Here is a 12,425-nt window from a genome sequence, read left to right on the forward strand (position 1 = left end):
GTGCTAACTTCGCAATCCGACCCAAAGCGGACGTTCGATAGGCCACCGCACCTTATGTGCGTCGGATTATGAATTCGGCCAGTTTTCGCTCGCTCTGCCGTTAAGGCGCTCAAGGAGCTCGGCTAGCCGGGAGATGTCGATCGATGACCAAGCCGCTAGCCGGCTCTCGAATGCGGCGGCCTTACTCTGCAACGCCTCGGTGATCGCGAGCCGCTCCGTCTCTGTGGGCGAGACTCCCTCCCATTGTGTGGACCGTCCACAGTCACGGGCGGGCTCGCCTTGACTCGGCCGGCTTGAAAAGAGAACAAATACGGAACATGCTTGCAGCCTCACCGTTCCGGAGTCCATGTCCGTCGCCCCGCCCACCAGCGCCTTCGAGACCCTGCGCAAAGACATCGCGCGGCTCGAGGCGGGCGGACGGGCGCCCGGCGGCGTGCTGCCCTTCGGCGTCCCGGATATCGACGCTCGTCTTCCGGCAGGCGGGCTTCAGCTGGGCGCCCTGCACGAGGTTGCGGGCGGCGGAAACGGCGCCCTGCACGGGACGGCGTCGGCCCTGTTCGTCGCCGGCGTCGCGGCGCGCACCCGCGGCCCGGTCCTGTGGTGCGTCACGCGCGCGGACCTGTTCGCGCCCGCCCTCGAGCAGGCCGGGCTGGAGTCCAACCGGGTGGTCTATGTCGAGGCCGAAGACGAGGCGGCCGTGCTCACCGCCTTCGAGGAAGGGCTGCGCCACGGTGGCTTGGGCGCGGTGGTCGGCGAGGTCGCCCGCCTCTCCATGACCGCGTCGCGACGGCTGCAACTCGCCGCCGAGGGGTCCGGAACCCTCGGGCTGGCGATCCGCCGATGGCGGCGACAGGCGGAGGCGGCGGATTTCGGCCAGCCGACGGCCGCCGTCACCCGCTGGCGCGTCACCGCCTTGCCCTCCACCCCTCTGCCCTCCAAGCCCCTGCCTGTGGCCGGCGTCGGTCGGGCCCGCTGGTTCGTCGAACTGATCCGCTGCCGCGCCGGCGCATGCGCCGATTTTGAACTGGAAGCCTGTGATGAGACGGGTCGTCTCGCTCTACCTGCCGACCTGGCCGACCGATCGTCTTCGACGCCGGCTTGGGACCGACGCGCCGTCGCCTGAGACGCCGCTCGTCCTGGTCGGCAGGATCGGGCGCAAACGGGTCGTGGTCGCCGCCGACGCCGCCTCACAGGCCCGGCGGATCCGGCCGGGCATGGCCGCGACCCAGGCGCGGGCCCTGATCCCCGACCTCACGGTTCACGATCACGACCCACAGGGCGACGCGGACGGCCTGGAGCAGCTCGCCCTGTGGGCGCTCAGACGCTATGCGCCCATCGTCGCGGCCGATCCCCCGGACGGCCTGGTCATCGACGCCACAGGGGCGACCCACCGCTACGGCGGCGACGAGGGCTTGCTTGACGACCTCGTCGAGACCTGCCGCGCGGTGGGCCTGACCGCCCGCGCCGCCATGGCGGACACCTGGGGCTCGGCCCATGCCCTGGCCCGCTTGCTCGCCCGGCCCGCCCTCGTCGCGCCCGATCGGGGCGCACGATTGATCACCGACCTGCCGACCTCGGCCCTGCGCCTGACGCCGGACATCGTCGCCGGTCTGTCGAGGATGGGGATCGATACGGTCGGCGAGATCGAAGCCAAGCCGCGCGCGCCCCTGGCGTTGCGCTTCGGGCCCGAACTGACCCGGCGACTGGACCAGGCCTTCGGCCGGACGGCCGAACCGATCGATCCGGTGGAGGCGCCGGAACTGATCCAGGCGCGCGAGGTGTTCGCCGAGCCGATCGGCGCGCCCGAAACCCTTGCGCGCTACACCCTCAAACTGGCGCATACGCTCTGCGCCGCGCTCGAGACCCGGGGGCTGGGCGCGCTGAAGCTCGACCTGCGCTTCCATCGCGTCGACGCCAACATCGAGGTCATCCGGATCGGAACGGCCAGGCCGATCCGCGACGTCAGACGCCTGACCCGGCTGCTCTGCGACAGGCTTGAAACCGTCGATCCGGGCCTGGGCGTCGAGATCATGGTCCTGACGGCTCCGGTCGTCGAACCGCTGGACTGGAAGCCCGCCGCCGGAGATCTCGCCACGCCCGCCGCCGCCGATGTGTCTGATCTCATCGACATCCTGTCCAACCGCCTCGGCGGCCGCCGTCTCTACCGGCTGGCGCCGGCCCAGAGCGATGTCCCCGAGCGGTCCTCGATACGACTGGCCCCGACCGCTCTGCCCGTGCCCGAGCGCTGGCCGAAGCGCTGGCCGCGGCCGGTCCGGCTGCTGCCCTCGCCCGAGCGTATCGAGACCGTCGCCCTCCTCCCGGACCAGCCGCCGGTGAGTTTCAGCTGGCGCGGGGTGCGTCGTCGCGTCCGACGCGCCGACGGCCCCGAACGGATCTTCGGCGAATGGTGGCGCCGTGACGGCGAGCGCGATGCGGTGCGCGACTATTTCCAGCTCGAGGACGAGGCCGGCGAACGCTTCTGGGTCTTCCGGCGGGGCGACGGCGAACAACCGGTCACCGGCGACCTGACCTGGTATCTCCACGGCCTGTTCGGATGAGGCGCGCGCTCGCCGGCGCCTGGCGCGCGGCCTCTCAGGCGGCTGCGTTCAGGCGGACTCGCCGCCGAACTCCGCGAACGCGCTGCGCACAGCCTCCGGGTCCCCGCCGGCCTCCGGCGATACGGACACCCGGATCCGACCCTCGACGGGAGCGTCTTCCCGGCCTTCGGCGCCCGGTCCGACGGACGGGGCGTCTCCGCCCGACGTCGTCTCGCCGACGGTGCTCTCGTCTCCGTCGGCCTGTACGGCGATCGCCTTGCGATCCAGCTTGAACTCCTGAACCAGCCGCTCGACGACCAGCTCGGCCTCGCGGCGCGTGGTGAAGGTCGCGGTCAGTGTCGAGCTCATGGGCGGATTCCTTGTGACATGGACATCCGCAACGCACAGAGCGCGCCGATGCTCCCCGCCAAAGACAGGGGCGAGCGCAGGGGGCGCCCGGACATGGCGGTTCGGCCATGACGGCCTGGGCAGGACGCCTTACGCCTCCGGCGGGCGCGCCTGCCCCCTCTGGAGCGACAGAAATGTCGTCAGCTCCCTGGCCGCCGCCCCGCCGGCCCGATTGGCGCCGATGGTCGAGGCCGACGGACCATAGCCGACCAGGTGGATGCGAGGATCCTTGGCCACCTGGGTGGCGAGCCTTCCCGTCATGACGATCCCGCCGCCCTGTTCGCGCAGTTGCAGGGGCGCCAGATGGTCAAGCGCGCTGCGGAACCCGGTGCACCACAGGATGACGTCCGCCGCCTGTTCGGAACCATCGGCCCAGCGGACCCCGGTCTCGGTGATCTCCGAGAACATCGGCAGGCGGCTGAGCGCCGCCCGGGCGCGCATGGCCCGGATCGCGGGCGTGATCGGCAATCCGGTGACCGAGACGACGGAACCCGGCGGCAACCCCTGGCGAACCCGGGCCTCCACCCGCGCCACGGCCGCGCGGCCGTCCTCGGGCGTGAACGGCGTCTCGCGGAACTGAGGTGCGCGACGCGTCACCCAGGTCGTCGAAGTCACCTGCGAAATCTCGTCGAGGAGTTGGATCGCGGAAATGCCTGCGCCGACAACCACCACATGCTGGCCGGCGAACGCGGCCGCGGTGCGATAGTCCTTCGTATGCAGTTGCCGCCCCCTGAAGCGGTCCGCGCCCGGATATTCCGGGATGAACGGCGCCTCCCAGGCGCCCGTGGCGTTGATGACGCCGCGCGCCGAAAAGACGCCGCGGTCGGTTTCCACCCGAAGCCGTTCGCCCCGGTCGCAGACCGCCACGACGGAAACGGGCCTGTGAACGCGAAGATCGAACGCCTTCTCATAGGCCGCGAAATACTCGGGCACCGCCACCGATGCCCTCACCTGCCCGTCGTCCGTCCTCACCGCCGCGTCGAACCGCATCCCCGGCAGGTCGTGGACGCGGTTGACCGTGCTCAGGGTCAGCGACGGCCACCGGTGCTGCCACGCCCCGCCCGGCCCGGGCGCGTGGTCGAAGGTGAGGAAACGCCGGTCCGGCTCCAGGCCCAGGTTTTTCAGATGGTATGCCGCGGACAGGCCCGCCTGGCCAGCGCCGATCACCACGATATCGACCTTGAGCGCCACCCGGCTCGACGCCGGCGCGCCTTCGGCCACACCGTCAGGGGAACGCGTGACGCCAGTCATGCCGGATCAGGACGGTGTGGCGGGCGCCAGCACCCTCGCCACCACGGGGGCGAGCCTCGCGGCGATGATCTTCACCCCGACAGGGTTCGGATGGATGCCGTCGGCCTGGTTGTAGCGTCGGTCGAGCGCCACGCCCTCGAGCAGGAAGGGATAGAGGGGAACGTTGTCCTCATGGGCCAGGTCGACGAAGACCTGATCGAACTCGCGCGCCCAGGCGCCGTACTGCGGCGGGGCGCGCATGCCGGCCAGCAGGACCGGGATGTGGCGGGCCTGCAGCCGCTTGATGATCTGGTCCAGATTGCGCCGGGTCTCGCCCGGATCGACCCCCTGGAGCAAGTCGTTTCCGCCCAGGGCCACAATACAGAGATCGGTGTCGTCCTGCACGCTGAAGTCCACGCGCGCGAGCCCGCCCGCCGTGGTGTCGCCGGACACGCCCGCGGCGCGCACCCGAACCGGGACGCCCAGGGCGACGACCGCACGCTCGAGCTGAGCCGGGAGGGAGTCGCTCGCCTTCAGCCCGTAGCCGGCGGTGATCGAGTCGCCGAACAGGGTGACGATCCGGCCCGGGGCCGCGCGCGGGCCGGGCGGCCTCGCCGCCGGGTCGTCGGGCGCCGGGGCGGCGGGCGTCTCCGCCTCACGCGGTCCGCATCCGGCCAGGGCGAGCGCGCCGCCGGCGGCGAGGACGAAACGACGCGGGAAATGGGTCTGATCTGATGTCATGGCGTTGAGCGCCTATATGGGAAGGAACCGTCTCCTCCCAAGACATCGCGTCGGAATTCCAATGGCTTCAGAACCTCCCCTCGTCCTTGAGGCCGTCAGACTGACCTTGCCCTCCGCGGCCGGACCCGTCGAGATCCTGCGGGGCGTCGACCTGAGCGTCGCCGCCGGGGAGACCGTCGCCGTGATCGGGCCCTCCGGATCGGGAAAGTCGTCCCTTGTCTCGATCGCCGCGGGACTTGAGACGCCCAGCGACGGGAAGGCGGTTCTGTTCGGGGTGGATCTGGCGAGCCTGGGCGAGGACGGCCGGGCGCGACTTCGGCGCGGCCGCGCGGCGCTGGTGTTCCAGAGCTTCCATCTCCTGCCCAATATGACCGCCGAGGAGAATGTCGCCGCGCCCCTGGAGCTGGACCATCGGCCCGGCGCCACGGCCGAGGCCCGCGCCTGGCTCGACCGCGTCGGTCTCGGCGGGCGGCGCACCCACTACCCGCACCAGCTGTCGGGAGGCGAGCAGCAGCGCGTCGCCCTGGCCCGGGCGCTCGCGGTGCGGCCCGAGCTGTTGTTCGCCGACGAACCGACCGGCAATCTGGACGCCGTCAACGGCTCCCGTGTCGCGGATCTTCTGTTCGACCTGGTGCGCGAGACCGGCGCCGCCCTGGTCCTCGTCACCCATGACGGGCGGCTGGCCGAACGGGCGGACCGGACCGTTCGGATGAAGGATGGCCGCATCGCCGGCCAGGACGAACCCGCGTGAGCCTCGCCCTGCGTTTCGCCTGGCGCGAGCTGCGATCCGGGGTCGCCGGCTTTCGCATCTTCCTGGCCTGCCTGGCGCTGGGCGTCGCCGCCATCGCCGCCTCGGGCTCGACCGCCGAGGCCTTCCGGCAGGGTCTGACCGGACAGGCGCGCGAAATCCTCGGCGGCGACGTCGTCTTCAGCCTCGACCAGACCCGCTTCACCCCCGAACAGCGCGCGGCCCTTTCACGGCTCGGACCGGTCGCCTGGTCGGTCCGGGCCAACGGCATGGCCGAGACGGCCTCGGGCGAGCGCCGCCTCGTGGACATGCGGGGCGTCGACGCCGCCTATCCCCTGGTCGGCGAAGTCGAGCTGACGGGAGCCCCCGACCTCTCCGCCGCCCTGGCCCCGGTAAACGGGGTTCCCGGCGCGGTCGTCGAACAGACTCTTCTGGACCGTCTGCATCTGAAGCTCGGCGACCGGTTCACGGTGGGCGCGACGCCCCTGGTCGCCCGCGCCGTCCTCATCGCCGAGCCCGACCGGCTGGGGCGCGGCTTCGCCCTCGGCCCGCGGGTGATCACCGCCGTCCCTGTCGTCGAACGGGCGGGCCTGCTGCAACCCGGCGGCCTCTTCGGCGAGGCCGTTCGCATCGTCCTTCCGGCCGGCGCCGATCCCAAGGCCGTCATCGCCCAGGTGCGCAAGACCTTCCCGGACGCCCGGCTGGAGGCGCGCGACCGGTCCGAGGCCGCGGCCGGCGCCTCGGGCCTGATCGACCAACTGGAGTATTTCCTCGGCTTCATCGGTCTCGCCTCCCTGGTTGCCGGGGGACTCGGGGTCGGCGGCGCGGTTTCGGCCTATCTCGAGGGCCGCAAGCCCTCGATCGCGACCCTCAAGGCGCTCGGCGCAGACGGGGCCCTCATCCGCAATCTCTATCTGATCCAGATCGGGGTTCTGGCCGGGCTCGGCGTCGCCATCGGTCTCGTCATCGGCGCCGTCACCCCTCTCATCATCGGCGCCCTGGCCAGGGACAGCCTGCCGATCCCCGCCCTGTTCGCCGTCTACCCCGAGCCTCTGTTGCGGGCCGGCGCCTTCGGCCTGCTTGCGGCCGCGGCCTTCGCGCTCGCCCCCCTGGCCCGCGCCCGTGCGACCCCGCCCTCCGCCCTGTTCCGCCAGGCGACGGCCCGCCGCGTCCAATTCGGGCCCGAGGTCTTCGGGGCCGGCCTCGCGGGCCTCGCTCTGGCGGCCATGGCCGTCCTGACCGCTCCGTCGAAGCCGGCCGCCGCGGGCCTGATCGGCGGAACCCTGGTCGCCTTCGGCCTCCTCTGGCTTCTGGGCCTTGCCGCCGCCCGGCTGGCGGGCGTCCTCCGGCGCGGGACCTCGGGCGCCGTGCGCCTCGGCCTGGCCAATCTGGCGGGACCGCGCTCGGCCGCCCGCACCGCGTCTCCGGCCATCGGCCTCGGCGTCGCCCTTCTCGCCTGTGTGGTCCTCATCCAGTCCAGCCTCCTGGCCCAGATCACCGATGTGGCGCCCCGGTCCGCGCCCTCGGTCGTCTTCACCGAAATCCCAGGGGAACGCGGCGCGGCCTTTGACGCCGTGGTCGCGCGCGCCATGCGAGATCCGGGGCCTGACCGCTATCGCCGCGCCCCCCTGATCACCGGCCGCATCACCCAACTCAAGGGGGAGACCGTCGATCTGGACAGGATCCGCGACGACCAGCGCTGGGCCTTCGACCAGGACATCCTGCTGTCGGCCCTCGCCGGCGCCCCCGACGACGCCAATGTCGTATCCGGCCGATGGTGGCCTGCCGACTACGCCGGTCCGCCCCGGGTGGCGATGGCGCGCGATCAGGCCAGGGGAGCCGGACTGAAGGTCGGCGACACCCTGACCCTGCAGGTGCTGGGCCGCGAGATCGACGCCCGCATCGCCGCCCTGCGCAAGGTGGATCCAGGCGGTTTCGGCTCGAACTTCCTCGTCGTGCTCGACGCCCACGCCATCCAGGGCGCCAATCCGAGAAGCGTCGCCATCGCCCGCGCCACGCCCGCGGAGGAGCGCGCCCTGACCCAGGGCCTTGGCCGGGACTTCCGCGAAGTGAACGTCATCAGTGTGCGCGAACAACTGGAGTCGGCCGCGAAACTCTTCGACCGCCTGGCTTTGGCGATCCGGGGCGCCGCCGCGGTCGCCGGTCTCGCGGGGCTGCTGGTTCTGGTCGGCGCCATCGCCTCGGGGGTGCGTGAGCGGGCGCGGGAGGCGGCGGTGCTCAAGGTTCTGGGCGGGTCTCATAGCCAGATCCTTGCCGCCTATCTGATCGAATACAGTCTCGTCGGGGCCATCGCGGGTGTGGCGGGCCTGGCCTTGGGCGCGGCCGGCGCCTGGCCCATCGTCGCCTTGGTGTTCAAGGCGCACTGGAGCCTGGACTGGGGCGGGATCGTTCTGCTCCTGGCCGGCGCGACCGGTCTGGCCGCCCTCGGCGGAAGCGCCGCGGCCCTGAACGCCCTGTCGCAGCGGCCCGCGCCGGTGTTGAGGACGCCGTGAGCCGGGCCTGCGCGACGGCCGCGCGCCACGTCCTGCAGCGCCGTGCCGCCGATCCGAGGGCTTGCGCCCTAGCGCGTTCCCGCGTCGGTTCCCGGCGCTCCCGGAGGCGTCTCCCGGCGTGCGGGCGTTCCTCCGGGCTGCGCCGGGTCAGGCGTCCAGGCGTCGGAGCCGGGCCGGCCCTCGCCGCGCGGCGGATCCTCCCGATCCTCTTGCGGACGGACCGGATCGCCGTCCTGGCCGCCGCGCCCGGTCTTGTCATCCGACATCAGGCGTCTCCCTTCTTCTGGCGGCTCGACTGCGTTCCGCCCTTGCGGCCCGCCTCGCGAGCGAGATCCCGGTTCTGGGAAAAGCTGCGCTTCTCCTCGGGCACGGAGCGCCCGCCGAGTTTGGCGATTTCCGATCGGCGCTCCGGCGAGAGGGAGGCGAAGCCCCGTTTTTTCACGCCCGTGACCGGTGCTGCTGGACTGTCCATTGGATTGATCCTCCTTGGCTGGACGAATCCGTCAGGGCGCCAACCGGTTCCTGTGTCGGCTCCCGGACCCGGCGCGTCGGGCCCGCGCCGACCGCTCATCGGCCCGGTCTTCAAGGTCTCAAGGTCCGGAAGGTGATCGAATAGCGCAGGGTCGCAACCGGGCTCAGGCTGTGCTCCCAGACATCGCGCGCCTCGCCGTCCAGCAGATAGGCGGACCGCGCCTCGACCGGAACCGTACGCCGGTCCCAACCGCCGGGTCTTCCCCGGCGGAACCGAAACGGCGTCGACGCCCCCAGGGAGAGCCCGACGACCTTGCCGAATTGCGGCCGGTCGCGATGCCAGCCGATCCCCGCGCCGGGCCCGTACCGGTTGATCAGGACCTGGACGAGCGCCTCCGGCGGGACCTGGGCCAGGTCGGCGGCGACCGCCCGGGCGGGCTCCAGGAAATCCGGGATCGGTTCGGCGGTCTCGACCCGGGCGCGTGTGAAGTCGTAGCGCCAGCCGAAATAGACCACCTGCCGATGACCCTTGAAGCCGTGGAAGTCGAAGGCCTCGAACGGCAGGGTCTCGAACCGTCGCATCAGGTCCCGCTCGAGATCGCGCGAGATCGCCTCGGGTCGATAGCTGAACCCTTCAGGTCCATAGGGCCCGGACGTCTGGAACAGATCCGTCTGTGTCATTGCGGGGAAGCGACCGCGGCCCGCAGCCCGTTCCCGGCTCCCTCCGATAAAGCCACGCCCGCCCCAGGTCGATTGAGGTCCTGCGGATGCGGTCCCGAGATCGGACGTCGGCGAACGGGAGCCCCATCCCGGTCCCGGCGGTCCCCCGGGTTCAGACCGATAGATCACCACACAAGGGATTTCATGCCGTCAGGAAAAGCCGGCAGGCAGGGGGGCTGCCAGGTCGGGCCGGCTGACAGGCCGGTGATCGCGGTGACATCGGACGATTGACGCCCGCCCCGCGCCTTTGCCGGCGCGGGAGGGTCAACCAGGGTTCGGGGGGTTCTAGCGTCGAGCCGCACGGCAGCCGATCCCCAGGCCCGGGGTTTGGCGCGGCTCCTGGTTGCATGCGCGGCTGATCGGGCTATATGGCGCCGGCGGGCAAATGGAAGGCGTGAAAACCCGGCGTGCCGAGCCTGAAGCCTCAAAGCCATGAGCAGTTGGAGTCGGCTTCCTGACTTAGAAACCATCATCTCTCGCAGGGGTTCGGGTTGGATCTGCACGAGGAAATTCAATCATGACCAAAACCCCTGCCGCCATCGATTCAAACGCCATGGGCGAATTGGCTCTGGCCCTTGTTCTGGAAGACCTGAAAGCACGCGAGGCCCGAGCGGATCTGGACGAGGGTCAGGCCCGGGAGATCCTGAGCGCCGCCCTGGAGCGGTTTCCCGCAGAGAGCCATCCGGAGCTTCATGCCCTGCTCGACTCCGAGGACTCGGAAACAGCATGATCTACTTTGCCTTCCTGGATCATGGCGAGGCGGGCGACGCGTCCATGGCCCTTCTCCACGCGACCGCACCTGAGCCGGCCATGGAAGAAGCCCGCGATACGCTCAGGGCCAGTCCAGGATCGGCGAGCGCCCACGTCTTCGACGGAGACAGGTTCGTGGGCTCAGTCGATGCGCCGGCGTTCGGGTTCGCGGGGACCAACAATACAGATGGCTTCGAGGGCGCCGCCCTGTCCGGGGACCGGGCCGCGGCTCCGGGTCGCACGGGCGGTCCGGCGTCGGTGGCGGCGGCCTAGACCGGCTCCCGGTGCAGGCGCAGATAGGTCGGATCGAACTCTGCTTCTCGCACCAGTCCAGGCCAGTCGAGAATCTCGATCCGCGATCCGGTCCAGGAGACCAGTCCCGCGCGGCGGATGTCGGAGACCAGCCGGTTGACGTGCACCGCGGACAATCCGAGGGCGTCGCCGAGCACCGGCTGCGACAGCGGCAGGTCGAAGGCGTGGTTCCGAGCCAGCCCGACCGTCTCCAGACGCAGATAAAGCTCGGCCAGCAGGTGAGCCAGATGGCCCACGCCGCTGCGGCGCCCCATGGCCGTCAGCCATTGTCGATGAATCGCGGCGTCGATGATGGTGTCCAGCCACAACAGCCGGGTCAGATGGGGCCAGGACTCCGTGATCGCCCGAAGCTTCGCGTGCGGCGCATGAGCCACCACAACATCCGTGAGCGCGACCACTCCGTGATCCATCTGCTTCATCAAGAGACTGTGCAGATCGACGAAATCTCCCGTCACGCCGATCTGGGTGATCTGCCTGCCGCCGTCGCGCAGGGTGTTGTAACGCCCGACCAGGCCGGACAGGACGAGGGTGCTATGATTGGGCCGGCTGTGCTCCGTGACGACGTCCGCCGAGGCCGGGACCGTCCGTGGGGACTCCAGCAGATCGTGCAGAACCGCCTGCTCCTCCGGGGTCAGAACATCGCGGCGCGTCAATTTGTCGATCAGGGCGTTCATGGCGTCTGCGTCTCCGGCGGATCGCCCCGCGTAGCCCGCGTGGTCAGGGTGACCACATGCCGAGAGTTCTCATCCAGAACGATCACGGAGAACTCACCGGTGTTCCAGAAACTCTCATCCTGATAGCGTAATATCTCTCCGAGCACAGCCAAACCTTCGCGCCGCGCCGCCGCGTCGTCGTCCAGGATTTCGCCGGCATCGTCCCGGACGCAATGGCCGTCCTGGGTGTTGAAGAAGTATCGGGGCATGAACACACCGGGTTTGAGAAGGCTCAGGTCGTTTCGGGGACTCGCCCCGGGGCGTCGCCGAATGCAGGGAGCGACCTGAAAGGCAGGAGGTCGTCTCTAGTTCCGGTCCAGACGGGCGGCGCAGCCACAGCTCTCCGCGAGCAGAAGATTCCGGTCGTGAACAGCCACCTTTCCCCGGCCGACGCGGACCGCTCCTCGGCCCGCCAAATCGGCCAGCAACGCGCAGACGCTGGTCCTTTGCAGACCCGCCATGGCGGCCAACTGGCCCTGGGCGATACGGGCGACGCCGTCCGCCTCGGCCAGCGCCGCCACCCAGCCCGCGATACGCTGCGCGCCCCGATGGCGCACGGCGCATACGAGGGTCGTCCGACTCGCCGCCAGCTGCTGAGACAGCCAGAGCTCCGAGACGTCCTGACGGACGTCTCTGCCGTAGCGCTCCTCGAGCGCCGCCAGGGGAATGTCCCGTACGACGCCGTCTGACATCCACCAGCCGTGGCTTGTCGGGCCGCCGAGCCGGGTTTCCGATTCCAGGATCTCGCCGGCTCGGACCAGGCCCGCGCACACGCCCGAATGCGCGGTTGTGCGGCAGACGACCCCTGACCTGACGATCGTCAGAACGCCGCGGCGACCAGCCGCAAGGCGTGTACCTCGCGTCACGGTCCGGCTGGCGCCGAAGGCGTCGAGTTCCGGATCGAGAAGAAGGGAAAGTCCGTCGGCGGACCCGTCGCCCGTCGCTGCGGGAGCTACAGTGTCAAACATCCGGACGATGCGCCCGCCCGACCGCCAGGCGAACGGGATCACGTTGAAGACGGCGCACCTGCCCATCCATCCCCTCGAAGCTCACGGCGGCGAAGTTGTCGTCCATGAGAAGGCGCAGCTCGGCCAGAGCCGCGGCCTGTTCGTCATCGGTCGCTGCGACCCACTCCAACTCCGGCTCATCGCTTCGGCGGGGCTGAAGCATGAAATGATAATCCGGCATGCGTTCCTCCCAAAAAATCATGGGTCGGTGTCGGCGTGTTTGGAGCCGCTCGCACTCTCAAATGATAAGGCGAACGGGGGCTGGAGCATGAATT

At 70.4% G+C, this 12,425-nt stretch carries 16 protein-coding genes; 6 read left to right on the forward strand and 10 right to left on the reverse strand.

From position 1 onward, the window contains the following. The first annotated feature begins 346 nt into the window (after window positions 1-346). The gene (locus IFJ75_RS08490; protein ID WP_207932143.1) at window positions 347-1,123 is read left to right on the forward strand and encodes an ImuA family protein; all 777 of its coding nucleotides are present in this window, start codon (window positions 347-349) and stop codon (window positions 1,121-1,123) included. Further along, the gene (locus IFJ75_RS08495) at window positions 1,038-2,558 is read left to right on the forward strand and encodes a Y-family DNA polymerase (protein WP_207932144.1); all 1,521 of its coding nucleotides are present in this window, start codon (window positions 1,038-1,040) and stop codon (window positions 2,556-2,558) included. Before IFJ75_RS08490 ends, IFJ75_RS08495 begins: the two co-directional genes overlap by 86 nt. A 48-nt stretch (window positions 2,559-2,606) precedes the next feature. Here the strand turns inward: IFJ75_RS08495 and IFJ75_RS08500 are convergent, their stop codons facing one another. The 3 genes from IFJ75_RS08500 to IFJ75_RS08510 form a co-directional block, all read right to left on the reverse strand. Beyond that, window positions 2,607-2,906 (reverse strand): hypothetical protein, encoded by a 300-nt coding sequence (locus IFJ75_RS08500; protein WP_207932145.1) that lies wholly within the window; start codon window positions 2,904-2,906, stop codon window positions 2,607-2,609. 129 nt (window positions 2,907-3,035) lie between these two features. Further along, window positions 3,036-4,196: an NAD(P)-binding domain-containing protein gene (locus IFJ75_RS08505; RefSeq protein ID WP_207932146.1), complete on the reverse strand. Its 1,161-nt coding sequence runs from the start codon at window positions 4,194-4,196 to the stop codon at window positions 3,036-3,038. A gap of 6 nt (window positions 4,197-4,202) precedes the next feature. Further along, on the reverse strand, window positions 4,203-4,916 hold the full coding sequence (locus IFJ75_RS08510; protein WP_207932147.1) for an arylesterase: 714 nt from the start codon (window positions 4,914-4,916) through the stop codon (window positions 4,203-4,205). A gap of 61 nt (window positions 4,917-4,977) precedes the next feature. Between IFJ75_RS08510 and IFJ75_RS08515 the strand changes: the two genes are divergently transcribed. Both IFJ75_RS08515 and IFJ75_RS08520 read left to right on the forward strand, forming a co-directional pair. Beyond that, window positions 4,978-5,667, forward strand: coding sequence for an ABC transporter ATP-binding protein (locus tag IFJ75_RS08515; RefSeq protein ID WP_207932148.1), 690 nt, complete (start codon window positions 4,978-4,980; stop codon window positions 5,665-5,667). After that, the gene (locus IFJ75_RS08520; protein WP_207932149.1) at window positions 5,664-8,177 is read left to right on the forward strand and encodes an ABC transporter permease; all 2,514 of its coding nucleotides are present in this window, start codon (window positions 5,664-5,666) and stop codon (window positions 8,175-8,177) included. Before IFJ75_RS08515 ends, IFJ75_RS08520 begins: the two co-directional genes overlap by 4 nt. A gap of 68 nt (window positions 8,178-8,245) precedes the next feature. On the opposite strand, the gene IFJ75_RS08525 is transcribed toward IFJ75_RS08520, so the two are convergent. The 3 genes from IFJ75_RS08525 to IFJ75_RS08535 form a co-directional block, all read right to left on the reverse strand. Continuing rightward, window positions 8,246-8,443, reverse strand: coding sequence for a hypothetical protein (locus tag IFJ75_RS08525; RefSeq protein WP_207932150.1), 198 nt, complete (start codon window positions 8,441-8,443; stop codon window positions 8,246-8,248). Then, window positions 8,443-8,649, reverse strand: a complete 207-nt coding sequence (locus IFJ75_RS08530; RefSeq protein ID WP_207932151.1) for a con-10 family general stress protein — start codon at window positions 8,647-8,649, stop codon at window positions 8,443-8,445. The genes IFJ75_RS08525 and IFJ75_RS08530 overlap by 1 nt, the downstream gene beginning before the upstream one ends. A gap of 110 nt (window positions 8,650-8,759) precedes the next feature. Beyond that, on the reverse strand, window positions 8,760-9,329 hold the full coding sequence (locus IFJ75_RS08535; RefSeq protein ID WP_207932152.1) for an alpha-ketoglutarate-dependent dioxygenase AlkB: 570 nt from the start codon (window positions 9,327-9,329) through the stop codon (window positions 8,760-8,762). Window positions 9,330-9,885: 556 nt separating this feature from the next. Between IFJ75_RS08535 and IFJ75_RS08540 the strand changes: the two genes are divergently transcribed. Beyond that, window positions 9,886-10,098, forward strand: a complete 213-nt coding sequence (locus IFJ75_RS08540; protein WP_207932153.1) for a hypothetical protein — start codon at window positions 9,886-9,888, stop codon at window positions 10,096-10,098. Next, entirely contained in the window at window positions 10,095-10,391 is a 297-nt protein-coding gene (locus tag IFJ75_RS08545) for a hypothetical protein (RefSeq protein ID WP_207932154.1), read from the forward strand. The genes IFJ75_RS08540 and IFJ75_RS08545 overlap by 4 nt, the downstream gene beginning before the upstream one ends. Here the strand turns inward: IFJ75_RS08545 and IFJ75_RS08550 are convergent. The 4 genes from IFJ75_RS08550 to IFJ75_RS08565 form a co-directional block, all read right to left on the reverse strand. Further along, window positions 10,388-11,104 carry a Crp/Fnr family transcriptional regulator gene (locus IFJ75_RS08550; protein WP_207932155.1) on the reverse strand — a complete coding sequence of 239 codons (717 nt, stop codon included), beginning with the start codon at window positions 11,102-11,104 and terminating at the stop codon, window positions 10,388-10,390. The two genes, IFJ75_RS08545 and IFJ75_RS08550, sit on opposite strands and share 4 nt — an antisense overlap. Then, on the reverse strand, window positions 11,101-11,352 hold the full coding sequence (locus IFJ75_RS08555; RefSeq protein WP_207932156.1) for a DUF6894 family protein: 252 nt from the start codon (window positions 11,350-11,352) through the stop codon (window positions 11,101-11,103). Before IFJ75_RS08555 ends, IFJ75_RS08550 begins: the two co-directional genes overlap by 4 nt. 96 nt (window positions 11,353-11,448) lie before the next feature. Then, window positions 11,449-11,835, reverse strand: a complete 387-nt coding sequence (locus IFJ75_RS08560) for a helix-turn-helix domain-containing protein (protein WP_207932157.1) — start codon at window positions 11,833-11,835, stop codon at window positions 11,449-11,451. A gap of 268 nt (window positions 11,836-12,103) precedes the next feature. Further along, window positions 12,104-12,331 (reverse strand): hypothetical protein, encoded by a 228-nt coding sequence (locus IFJ75_RS08565; protein ID WP_207932158.1) that lies wholly within the window; start codon window positions 12,329-12,331, stop codon window positions 12,104-12,106. Window positions 12,332-12,425: the final 94 nt, after the last annotated feature.

The sequence above is a fragment of the Brevundimonas goettingensis genome (assembly GCF_017487405.1).
GTDB classification, from domain to species: Bacteria; Pseudomonadota; Alphaproteobacteria; order Caulobacterales; family Caulobacteraceae; genus Brevundimonas; species Brevundimonas goettingensis.

Coding starts and splice junctions, on each gene's coding strand:
- IFJ75_RS08565 (WP_207932158.1), bottom strand. CDS start 12,331: ATGCCGGATTATCATTTCATGCTTCAGCCCCGCCGAAGCGATGAGCCG.
- IFJ75_RS08490 (WP_207932143.1), top strand. CDS start 347: ATGTCCGTCGCCCCGCCCACCAGCGCCTTCGAGACCCTGCGCAAAGAC.
- IFJ75_RS08535 (WP_207932152.1), bottom strand. CDS start 9,329: ATGACACAGACGGATCTGTTCCAGACGTCCGGGCCCTATGGACCTGAA.
- IFJ75_RS08525 (WP_207932150.1), bottom strand. CDS start 8,443: ATGTCGGATGACAAGACCGGGCGCGGCGGCCAGGACGGCGATCCGGTC.
- IFJ75_RS08555 (WP_207932156.1), bottom strand. CDS start 11,352: ATGCCCCGATACTTCTTCAACACCCAGGACGGCCATTGCGTCCGGGAC.
- IFJ75_RS08505 (WP_207932146.1), bottom strand. CDS start 4,196: ATGACTGGCGTCACGCGTTCCCCTGACGGTGTGGCCGAAGGCGCGCCG.
- IFJ75_RS08530 (WP_207932151.1), bottom strand. CDS start 8,649: ATGGACAGTCCAGCAGCACCGGTCACGGGCGTGAAAAAACGGGGCTTC.
- IFJ75_RS08545 (WP_207932154.1), top strand. CDS start 10,095: ATGATCTACTTTGCCTTCCTGGATCATGGCGAGGCGGGCGACGCGTCC.
- IFJ75_RS08560 (WP_207932157.1), bottom strand. CDS start 11,835: ATGTCAGACGGCGTCGTACGGGACATTCCCCTGGCGGCGCTCGAGGAG.
- IFJ75_RS08495 (WP_207932144.1), top strand. CDS start 1,038: ATGAGACGGGTCGTCTCGCTCTACCTGCCGACCTGGCCGACCGATCGT.
- IFJ75_RS08500 (WP_207932145.1), bottom strand. CDS start 2,906: ATGAGCTCGACACTGACCGCGACCTTCACCACGCGCCGCGAGGCCGAG.
- IFJ75_RS08550 (WP_207932155.1), bottom strand. CDS start 11,104: ATGAACGCCCTGATCGACAAATTGACGCGCCGCGATGTTCTGACCCCG.
- IFJ75_RS08515 (WP_207932148.1), top strand. CDS start 4,978: ATGGCTTCAGAACCTCCCCTCGTCCTTGAGGCCGTCAGACTGACCTTG.
- IFJ75_RS08510 (WP_207932147.1), bottom strand. CDS start 4,916: ATGACATCAGATCAGACCCATTTCCCGCGTCGTTTCGTCCTCGCCGCC.
- IFJ75_RS08540 (WP_207932153.1), top strand. CDS start 9,886: ATGACCAAAACCCCTGCCGCCATCGATTCAAACGCCATGGGCGAATTG.